At 62.8% G+C, this 10,247-nt stretch carries 5 protein-coding genes; all 5 read right to left on the bottom strand.

All coding sequences use genetic code 11. The features are described 5' to 3' along the window. Positions 1-237 precede the first annotated feature (237 nt). The 5 genes from AC0Z4S_RS15540 to AC0Z4S_RS15520 all read right to left on the bottom strand — a co-directional run bounded on the left by AC0Z4S_RS15540 (position 238) and on the right by AC0Z4S_RS15520 (position 10,240). Positions 238-603, bottom strand: a complete 366-nt coding sequence (locus AC0Z4S_RS15540; protein ID WP_429506943.1) for a DUF6124 family protein — start codon at positions 601-603, stop codon at positions 238-240. A 510-nt stretch (positions 604-1,113) separates the two neighbouring features. After that, positions 1,114-1,584, bottom strand: coding sequence for a chemotaxis protein CheW (locus AC0Z4S_RS15535; RefSeq protein WP_253496759.1), 471 nt, complete (start codon positions 1,582-1,584; stop codon positions 1,114-1,116). Continuing rightward, complete coding sequence (locus tag AC0Z4S_RS15530) at positions 1,577-7,486, bottom strand: Hpt domain-containing protein (protein WP_485623653.1); 5,910 nt, start codon at positions 7,484-7,486, stop codon at positions 1,577-1,579. The genes AC0Z4S_RS15535 and AC0Z4S_RS15530 overlap by 8 nt, the downstream gene beginning before the upstream one ends. Before the next feature lie 11 nt (positions 7,487-7,497). Beyond that, entirely contained in the window at positions 7,498-9,546 is a 2,049-nt protein-coding gene (locus tag AC0Z4S_RS15525; RefSeq protein WP_485623652.1) for a methyl-accepting chemotaxis protein, read from the bottom strand. Positions 9,547-9,700: 154 nt separating this feature from the next. After that, positions 9,701-10,240: a chemotaxis protein CheW gene (locus AC0Z4S_RS15520; RefSeq protein WP_485623651.1), complete on the bottom strand. Its 540-nt coding sequence runs from the start codon at positions 10,238-10,240 to the stop codon at positions 9,701-9,703. Positions 10,241-10,247 lie beyond the last annotated feature (7 nt).

Here is a 10,247-nt window from a genome sequence, read left to right as displayed (position 1 = left end):
GCCACGTTAGGCGCGTGTGGTGAGGGCATCAATCAAGCTGGGTGGTGAATCATTACGCTGAGCGTAACGGACAAGCCGAAGCTCCTGTAGGAGCTGTCGAGTGAAACGAGGCTGCGATCTTTTGATTTTCAGAATCAAGATCAAAAGATCGCAGCGTGCCGCAGCTCCGACAGGGGGAACGCATTCCAATTGTAGGAGTGAGCCTGCTCGCGATGGCGTCGGTGGGCTCACCACCGCTCAGTCGGTTGGCACCATTTTGTCCAGCACCCGGTTCACCGCCATCTCCGCCACCATGACAATCTGCGCGATGCCTTGCAGGGTCTTGCGCTGGGAGCCTTCCACGGAAGCTGCGTGGTTATGCAGCATCACCGTTGCCGAGCCGAGCGTTTCACAGGCATCGGCCAGCAAGGATTCGGTGTCGGCCTCGGGATTGGCCATGTACAGCGTGTTGGGGGTGTACGGCGGGGCCATGAAGTCAGGGCTGGGTGGGCCGAGGTAATGGTCGAGGGCGCGCTCGGCGGCTTCGTGGAATTTCTTTGAGTCGGAGGATTCGTAGGGGGATGCCGGGTCTTTGGTCGGCGGGTTTGGCGATGGTTTTTTCATTTTCAGGTTCCGGATAAAGCCGCAACCGCTTCTCTGCTAAAAGAAGGGTGGCAGCTGAACGCAGGTTAGCAGACCGGGGAACCTAAGGAAGCCGGCGCGCCGAAGCGCCCTGCGCACAGCCGCCATCGAGTGCAGGCGTGAAGCCTGACTGACGGTGCTCGTGCAACCTTAGATTAACCACGGGCTGCTAAACCCGATCACTGCGAATCAGTGACCCGATCCAAGTTACGCAGCATGCCCTGGGCGCACAAGCCGGCGGATTCTGGCGCAGGCGTAGGCAGCGGCGCAAGGATTTGTAGGCTGGCGGGGCGTAACACTGGGTGTCTTTAAACATCGGCAAGGATTGGTGTTTATTGAGCTACAGGAATTGAGGATCTACCTGTGGGATTGTGGTGATGCGACTGGCGCTTTCGCGAGCAGGCTCGCTCCCACAGAGGTCGCCCGGTGTACACACCCTGTGGGAGCGAGCCTGCTCGCGAAGAGGCCATCCAAAACAGCGAAAGCCCTGGATCAGCGGGCCAGGCCAGCCTCCACCAACAACCGCTCCAGCCCCAACAGATCCGGCACCTTCGCCACCTGCTCGCCAACCTGCACCGCCGCCTGCTCCAGCGCACACAACGGCACATCGACATAGCTCAACTGACTGTCCAGCTTGTACGAACGCGGAATCCCCTGCACCAGCAAGGCAATGAACTTCAACTCCGGCAATCCACCCAGCGCATTCAAAATCACAATTCGCGCCCGTTCGCCGATGACGATTTTCTGCCCGCAGGCCGATTCGAAACTGATCAGCGGAATCTGCCGCTCACGCCACGTTACCCGCCCCAGATACCACGGCGGGGTGTCGAGGTCGAAGGCGCTGGCCTGGTAGTCGATGAGCTCGGCGATGGCGACGTTCGGCAGGATCAGATTGCGATCGGCCAGCGGCAGCAGCAGCCCGGTCAACTGGCCGGTGCGCGGGTTGTGCCGGTGTTCATGCATGTTTCTTGCTCCACTGGGCGATGCTCTCCAGCAACACCGATTCCTGATACGGCTTGCCGAGGTAATCGTTGACGCCGATGGCCATGGCGCGGTCGCGGTGTTTCTGCCCGGTGCGCGAAGTGATCATGATGATCGGCAGATGTTGCAGGCGTTCATCGGCGCGCACCTGAGTGGCAACTTCGAAGCCGTCCATGCGCGGCATTTCGATGTCCAGCAGCATCAGGTCGGGCATGTGCTCTTCAAGGAGCAGCATCGCATCGACACCATCCTTGGCGGTCAGCACGTTCATGCCGTGACGTTCGAGCAAACGGCTGGTGACCTTGCGCACCGTCACCGAGTCATCGACGACCATGATCAGCAGCGGCTTGTGCGGTTCGCTGTCGATCTCCGTGGCCTTCGGTTCCTGCGCCAGCCGAGCCTGCATCGCGCGGATCGGTGCGAGCAGATCCAGGATCAACACCACCCGGCCATCGCCGAGAATCGTCGCTCCCGACACGCCCTGCACCGCCGCGAACTGCGGGCCGAGGCTCTTGACCACGATCTCGCGGGTGCCAGCCATGGAGTCGACCAGCACCGCGATGTGGCGATCGTTGTAATGCACCAGCAGCACCGGCAGCGGCAGGTTCTGCCCGAGCAGTTTCGGCCGTGGCGCAGTCTTCAACAGCTCGCCGAGATAGCACAGCTCATAACGCTGACCGCCATATTCGTATCGCGGCGGATCGTGACGGAAGTGCCCTTCCAGATCATTCGGCAACACACGCACGATGCCTTCGATGGTGTTCAGCGGAATCGCGTATTGATCCTCGCCGCACTGCACCATCAGCGCGCGGTTGACCGACACGGTGAACGGCAGGCGAATGCGGAAATGCACGCCCTGCCCCGGCACCGAATCGATGCTCATGCTACCGCCGAGCTGACGCACTTCTTCGTGGACCACGTCCATGCCGACGCCACGCCCGGAAATCTGGGTGATCTTTTCCGCCGTGGAGAAACCCGGCTGGAGGATGAACTGCAACACGTCGCGGTCGCTGATCTCGGCGTCGGGCGCCAGCAAGCCGCGCTTGATCGCCTTGCGCCGCACGGCTTCCAGCGGCACCCCGGCGCCGTCATCGCGGATGTCGAAAACCATGTCACCGCCCTCGCGGGACAGATCAAGGGTGATCTGCCCTTGCGCCGGTTTACCCGCCGCCAACCGCACTTCAGTGGATTCGAGACCATGGTCGACGGCATTGCGCAGCATGTGTTCCAGCGGCGCGGCCATGCGCTCAAGGACATTGCGATCCATCTCGCCATCGGCATTGCCGACAACAAACGCAACATCCTTGCCCAGCTCTTCAGCGACCTGACGAACGATGCGTTTCAGACGCGGGACCATGCGTTCGAACGGCACCATGCGCGTGCGCATCAGGCCTTCCTGCAATTCGGTGTTGATCCGCCCCTGTTGCTGCAAAAGGTTTTCCGCATCGTGGTTGCGGCGGTCGAGGGTTTCCTTGAGGTCGAGCAAGTCCGATGCGGATTCGAACAGCGCCCGCGACAGTTGCTGCAGCTGCGAATGGCGGTCCATTTCCAGCGGATCGAAATCTTCGTAACCGAGGCGCTCACCGTCGACTTGCTGACGGCTGAGAATCCGCCCCTGGGTTTCCGTGTCGAGGCGGCGCAACTGATCGCGCATACGTTCGATGGTGGTTTCCATCTCGTTCAGGGCGATCTGCGCATCGTTGACCTGCTGCTCAATCCGCCCGCGAAAGATCGACGTTTCTCCGGCCAGATTGACCAACTCATCGAGCAATTCGGAGGACACTTTGACCATGTCCGCGCCAGCATCGGCGGCCGGTGGCGCGGCCTCAGGCTTGATGACCGGCGCTGGTGCCGGCGGCGCTTCAACCTGCACCGGGTGACTGAAATTCTGGATCGCGTTGATCAGCCGATCGGCCGGCGGACACGGCTGGCCGGCGCGCACGCCATCGAGCATTTGCGCCAGTCGGTCATGGCCGCGCTGCACCAACGCGAACAGTTCGGCAGAGGGTTGCAGCCCACCGGTAGAGAGGCTTTCGTAGAGAAATTCCAGCTCATGGGCGAGGTCGCCGATCGGGCCGATTTCGACCATTCGCGCGCCGCCCTTGAGGGTGTGCAGATCGCGCAGCAGGGTTTCGATTTCCTGACGGTTGCCCGGCTCGGCCTGCCAGCGCAGCAGTGCGGCGCCGGAGCTTTCGATGATGTCGAAACCTTCTTCGAGGAAGATCTCCAGCAGTTCCGGATCATGCCCGGTGTTGTCGTGCTCGATCGGCGCCGACGGCGTTTCGCTGGCAGCCTGGCCCTGACGCAGCTGACGGATGGCGTCGATCAGATCCTGCGCCGGGGTCAGCGCTTGATGCGCTTGCAGTCGCTCAAGCATCCCTGCCAAGTGTGCATGACTCTGCTGCAGCAACCCTTCGAGCGCAGCGCTGTGGTTGTAGCGTCGATCGACCAGCCCTTCGTAGAGGTTTTCCAGTTCCTGGGCGAGGTCGCCGACGGCCTCGACTTCGGCCATGCGCGCACCGCCCTTCAGCGTGTGCAAGTCGCGCTGTAACGACGACAGCGGCGCGGCGTTGTCCGGATCCTTGAGCCAGCGCTGCAAGGCTTGTCCGGCGCTGTCGAGGATGTCCACCGCCTCTTCGAGGAAGATTTCGACGATCTCGTCGTCCGGTTCGAGCGCGGCAGCCGATTGCTGCAATTGGGCGGTGGCGCTGCCCAGTTCGCGAATGTCCAGGGTGCGGCTGCCATCGCTGCGGATCAGGCCCATCGACGCCGGGTCGAGGCCTTCGTCGAGCAGTTCCTGCAAGGCGCGGATCCGCTCCGGTTGCGGGGTGATTTCCTGGCCGGCGGCGAGTTCGTCGAGCATGTTGATCAGCGCTTCATGGGCCAGTTGCGCTTCGTGGAAAAACCTCTCGCTGACCGCCAGGCTGCTTTCTTCCACCGCGCCATACAGGTCGAGCAAGGCTTCGCATAAACCGTCGACCGGCAGCAGATCGGCAAGGTGCGCGCCTTCGCCGAGGGTGGTCAGTTCATCGAGCAAAGCGCTGAGTTCCTGACGTTCGCCGGGGTGTTGCTGCCAGCGCTGCAAAAGGCTTTCGGCGTCGAGGAGGATGTCCATGCCCTGGGCGAGGAAGTTGTTGATCAGTTGCGGATCGCGCTTGAGGCGCAGCCCGCTGTCAGCGCCATCGGAGCTGGCTTGCAGGCGTTCGGCAAGCAGCGCGTCGGTGCGTTTGATCAGCGACTGCGCACCGACAATCGGTGCCAGCGGATCGTGTTTGAGCTGACGCAGACCGACGCGGAACAGGCCCTCGGCTTCGAGCAGCAATTCAACCTCGTCCAGATCCAGCGGCAACTGATGCGCCTTGAACTCGCGGGCCAGTTGATCGAGTGACGCGGCAAGTTCGGCCATCGGCAAGACGCCGGCCATCGAGGCACTGCCCTTGAGCGTGTGCAGTGCGCGTTGCAGCTCGTCGCTGGCCGGCAACGGCACGTGCTCGGCAGCTTGATCGAGAAAGCGGTTGAGGCTGGCGAGGTGGGTTTCGGCTTCTTTGCGGAAGATTTCCAACAGCAGCGGATCGAGCGCGGCGACGTCGTCGGTGTCTTCGGCGGCCAGTGGTTCATCGCCCTTGGCCAACGCGTGGGCGCGGGCGGCGAGTTGGTCGACATCGCTGCGCTGGCGTTGGCGCTGGGTGGCGAATTCGTTGATCAGCTCGGGCAGCAGCAACAGCGTGTCGCCGAGCAATTGGCGCAGCACGGCGCCGGGTTCGACGCTTTGCTCAAGCACGCGGTTGAGCAGGTTTTCCACCGCCCAGGCCAGTTCGCCGAGGACCAGCGCGCGAACCATGCGCCCGCTGCCCTTCAAGGTGTGGAAGGCCCGGCGCAGTTCAGTCAGCGCGGCGCGGTCCTGGGGATTGGCGGTCCAGCGCGGCAGGTATTCGTGGAGGACTGCGAGGACTTCGTCGGTCTCCTCCAGGAACACTTCGCGCAGCTCATCGTCCACCGGTTCTTCATCGGCCGGCGGCGGCATCAGGCTGTCGGGGGTATTGCGCGCCGGCGGGTTAAGCGACGACAGCGGACTGGCCAGCACCTCGGCCAGTGACTGCACCACCTCAGGGTCGTCGAGGGTTTGCAGGCCTTGCATGACCTGCGCTTCGTCAGGGCTGAGCACTTCATCAAGCACAGGCACCTGGGCTTCGCCGGGCTGCTCGCTGGGAAAGAAGCCGAGGCTGGCGAGGCTGTTCTGCGCGACATCGAGCAGATGTTCGGCGGGTACTTGCGGATCGTCGCTCAGGCGTTCGAGGTAATACTCGAGGCTGCTGATCGCATCGGCCAGATGATCGAGTTGTTCCCAGCCCGGTTCGTGAGCCTCGAGCATCAGATGCTCGCGAATGAAGCCGTTGCAGGCCTCGACCAGACTCGCCGCCCGTGGCAGTGGAATCATCGCCAGCGCGCCGCGTACCTGGGTCAGCAGGTCGGGCAGCGCTTGCAGATGCTGACGGTCCCAATCGGCGTCGATGTAGTCGACGATCATGTCCTTGGCCTGTTGCAGGCAGATGCGCGCTTCCTTGATCACAATCTGGTGGATCTGCGTCAGGTCGGTGGTCGGCAGGCGCGCATCGTCGGCGCTTTGCGTCTCCACCGTACCGACCATGCCGGCCAGCGTCGCTTCGACGTAGAGCAAGGCTCCGGCGACGTCCATGAGGATGGCGTCGTTCGGTTCGCGCTGGCCCTGGGCGAGGCTGAGGACCACCGCCAGTTGATCGATGATGACTTTGCGCGGCTGGCCGAAACCCAGCACCGCGAGGGTGTCGGCAATCTGCCGCAGCGGCGCGAGCAGGCTGTCCAGATCCGAGGCGTGCTGGCGGTCGCTACGCACGAACAGATCGAGGCGTTCCTTGACCCGCACCAGCTCTTCGCACAGCGCCGCCAGCACCGACCGCATGGCATCGCGGTCGGGGCCGGCGAGGCGTGCGCGTTCTTCATCGACCATCGCGCTGTCGGGCAACGCGTCGTCCAGGGAGTAGCGATCTTTCATGGTCAGCATCTGCCCGGTGGGATGTTCGGCTTTGGCAATATAGAACAACAGGCTTTTCAGCAGCTCGGCCGGCGCCGGTTGATTGAGCCCGACGATGCCCTGTTCGAGCAGGCGCTTGAGCTCTTTGTCGGCGTCCTTGAACAGGCTGCGCAGCGCCGGACTGTTGGCGATGACGCCCTCGCGCATGCCCTCGACCAACGCCGAGGCGACCTGCCACAACGGGCTCAACGGCGCGTCGCCGCTCAACGCTTCCAGGCGAACAAAGACCTTGGCCAGATAATCGAGGTGCGTCTGGTCATCCTGTTCGCGCAGCAGACCGACCAGGGCCATTTGCAGCATCTGCCGCAGTTTGCGCAGCACGTTCGGCAGATCGGGCGGTTCCAGTGCGGCGAGTGCCTCGTCGCCGAGCGGCGCCAGCGCGGGCAGTGGCGGGCTGAACAGGCTGGTTTCCGCCAACAGGCTTTCACCCCGGGCGCTGCGCAGATCGTTGATCAGCGGCAACACCACCAGCGGCAGGTCACGGCGGGCGCTCTGCACGCGGTCGAGGTACGCCGGCAATTGCCCCAAGGCTTGCAGCATCAGGTGCAAGGCTTCGTCGCGGTGCGGCACGCGTGCATGTTGCAGGGCTTCGACCAGATGCTCCATTTCTTCGGCGAGTAACGCCGCGCCGTAGAATTCGACCATCTGCAGACTGCCGTGGACCTGATGAATGTACGCCAGGCACTCGTCCAGACCGGGAAAGGCCTGCGGATCGTCGAGCACGGCTTCGATCGCCTGATGCGCCAGCCTCAGCGTTTCGGCAATTTCGCCCTTGACCCATTCCAGGGCCACGTAGTCGTGCCGATCACCCATAACCACTCCACTCACGCTTTATCTGTCGCCGCCGGCAAGGTGAATCCGGACACCGAACGACGCAGCTGACTGGCCATTTTCGCCAGGTTGCCGATGCTCTCGGCGGTGGCCGTGGACCCCGACGAAGTCTGCGAAGTGATCTGCTGGATCACGTTCATCGTCAGCGAGATCTGCCCGGCCGAAGAGGTCTGCTGCTGCGCCGCGTTGGAAATGCTCTGGATCAGCGCCGCGAGGGTCTTGGAGACGCCTTCGATTTCTTCCAGAGCCACACCGGCATCCTGCGCCAGTCGCGCGCCGCGCACCACTTCGGTGGTGGTCTGTTCCATGGAAATCACCGCTTCGTTAGTGTCGGCCTGGATCGCCCGCACCAGTGTTTCGATCTGCCGGGTTGCGGCGGACGAACGTTCGGCCAGCCGCTGCACTTCGTCGGCAACCACAGCAAAACCACGTCCGGCATCACCGGCCATCGATGCCTGAATTGCTGCGTTGAGGGCGAGGATGTTGGTCTGGTCGGCGATGTCATCGATCAGGCTGACGATGTCGCCGATTTCCTGGGACGACTCGCCGAGGCGCTTGATGCGCTTGGCGGTGTCCTGAATCTGCTCGCGGATGTTGTCCATGCCGTGGATGGTGTTGTGCACCACCTCGTTGCCCTTGTTGGCAATCTCCACGGAGCGCTCGGCCACCGCCGACGATTCGGCAGCGTTGGCCGAAACCTGATCGATGGACTCGGCCATGTCGCTGATCGCCGTCGAAGCTTCGGAAATCTGCTGGGCCTGTTGCTCAGACGCTTGGGCCAGATGCATGGCGGTGGCCTGGGTTTCCTGCACCGCAGCGGCAACCTGACCAGCGGTGAGGTTGATGGTGGCGACCAGATCGCGCAATTGGTCGACGGAATAGTTGATCGAGTCGGCGATGGTGCCGGTGAAGTCTTCGGTCACCGAAGCGGTCACGGTGAGATCGCCGTCGGCGAGGTCTTCGATCTCGTCGAGCAGGCGCATGATCGCGTTCTGGTTGCGCTCGTTCTTCTCGGCAGTTTCGCGCAACTGGCGATTGGTTTCCCGCACCATCACCAAGCCGATGAGGATGATCGAGGCCAGCGCCAGCAAGCCCAGCACATAGCCGCCAATGGTGTCGGTGTTGCGCCCACCGGCCAGATGTTCGAAACCGGTGGCCAGGTGCGAGGCTTCGTCGAGCAGGGTTTGCGACAGGGTGAAGATGTTGCTGGCCGATTCGCGAACCTTGAACAGCTCCGGCGAGGTCTCGAGGATTTCATCCACGGAGCCGGAAACGAACTGGAACAGCTCGGAGATTTCACTCAAACGGGCGCGGGCGTCGCGGTCTTCGACCTGGCTGATTTTCAGTGCCGGGTTGCCCTGCAACATGCCGTTGAGCACCAGACCGAAACGCGCGGCATCGCGGCCAAAGGCATCGGCGGCCTGCTGCGAATTTTCGTCACCGGCGAGCACGGTGTTGACCGCGCCGAGGATGCGTTCAGCCAGCAGCGATTGCCGCTGCGCCATCGCCACCTGCGCCGCCGGAGCGCCGCGCTGCAAGAGAATTTCCACGACTTTTTCGTATTCGATCTGCAACTGCGGCACGGTTTCGGCCAGCGTCGCGGCGACCTGGTGCAGCGACAGCACGGTCTGTTCGCTGCTGAGAATCGCATCGGTGTTTTTCAGCAGGCGTTCACAATCCATTTGCACCGCGCGCATTTCCGGGCGCACGGCGACGGGTGCCGGTGGCAGGCCGGTGTTCGGGTCACCCTTCTTCAGATAGCCCCAGCGCTGGGCGAAATCGTTGCGCGCATCGCTGAGCAGTTTGAACGCGGCCGCCTTGCCCGCGGCCGCTTCGGTGGCGTTCTTGGCGATGCGTTGCGAAAGCACGCGCAGCTCGCCGGCGTGGCCGATGTACTGCTTGTCGTAGTTCGCCTGGGTGTTGAGGTAAGCGAAGTTGGCGAACAGCAGCATGATGAACACGATCAGCGCGATAAACAGCACGATGATCTGCGCACGACTGCGGGATGCTTCTGCCGACTTGCCTGTTTTTGCTTTTGTCATCGGTCCTCGCCCTTAACCCACACCTTTGAAGCCTGCTGCAATCCCTGTGGGAGCGAGCTTGCTCGCGAAAGCGGTAGGTCAGCCAATATTTATTTCGCCTGACACGCCCTCTTCGCGAGCAAGCTCGCTCCCACAGGGGACGGTGGTGAATCTGTTATACCGCTACACCCATGAACACCGGGGATTTGGCCAGTGCGAACAGGCTGAACACCCGCCAGTTCTGTTCGCGGCGGAAATAGCCTTTGACGAATTCGGCCTTGGAGCCCTGGCGCTTGCTGATCGACAGCGGCTCGAAACTGCCCTGCTCGAAATGCTGCAAACCGATGACCTCGTCAACCATCACCCCGGCGAACACGTCTTCATGTTCCACAACCAACACCCGCCGCTGTTTGCGCAACGGCGACAGCTCATGGCCGAAGAACCCGCACAGGTCCATGATCGGCAGCAGCCGCCCGCGCAGGTTGGCCACGCCCTTGACCCACGGCTTGACCCCGGGCACCTGGGTGAAGCGCGGCTCGTGCAGGACTTCGCTGACTTCGCCCATCGGCGCCACATACCAATGCTCGCCGAGGCGAAAGCCGATGCCGCTCCAGCGATCCGGGCGCGCCGCTTGCGACGGCAGGTCCGCCGCCAGCAGGCGGCAGCGCTGGTCGATCTGCCAGAGCAGTTCGAACGCGGTCAGCGATTCGCTCATGATTGCG

The organism is Pseudomonas sp. 1L-B-1-E-C1, from assembly GCF_057291835.1.
Note: the sequence above shows the minus strand (reverse complement) of the source record. Positions and strands in the feature narration are given on the sequence as shown.

Excerpts from the sequence above, each read along its gene's own strand:
- AC0Z4S_RS15540 (WP_429506943.1), bottom strand. The coding sequence starts at position 603 with ATGAAAAAACCATCGCCAAACCCGCCGACCAAAGACCCGGCATCCCCC.
- AC0Z4S_RS15535 (WP_253496759.1), bottom strand. The coding sequence starts at position 1,584 with ATGCATGAACACCGGCACAACCCGCGCACCGGCCAGTTGACCGGGCTG.
- AC0Z4S_RS15530 (WP_485623653.1), bottom strand. The coding sequence starts at position 7,486 with ATGGGTGATCGGCACGACTACGTGGCCCTGGAATGGGTCAAGGGCGAA.
- AC0Z4S_RS15525 (WP_485623652.1), bottom strand. The coding sequence starts at position 9,546 with ATGACAAAAGCAAAAACAGGCAAGTCGGCAGAAGCATCCCGCAGTCGT.
- AC0Z4S_RS15520 (WP_485623651.1), bottom strand. The coding sequence starts at position 10,240 with ATGAGCGAATCGCTGACCGCGTTCGAACTGCTCTGGCAGATCGACCAG.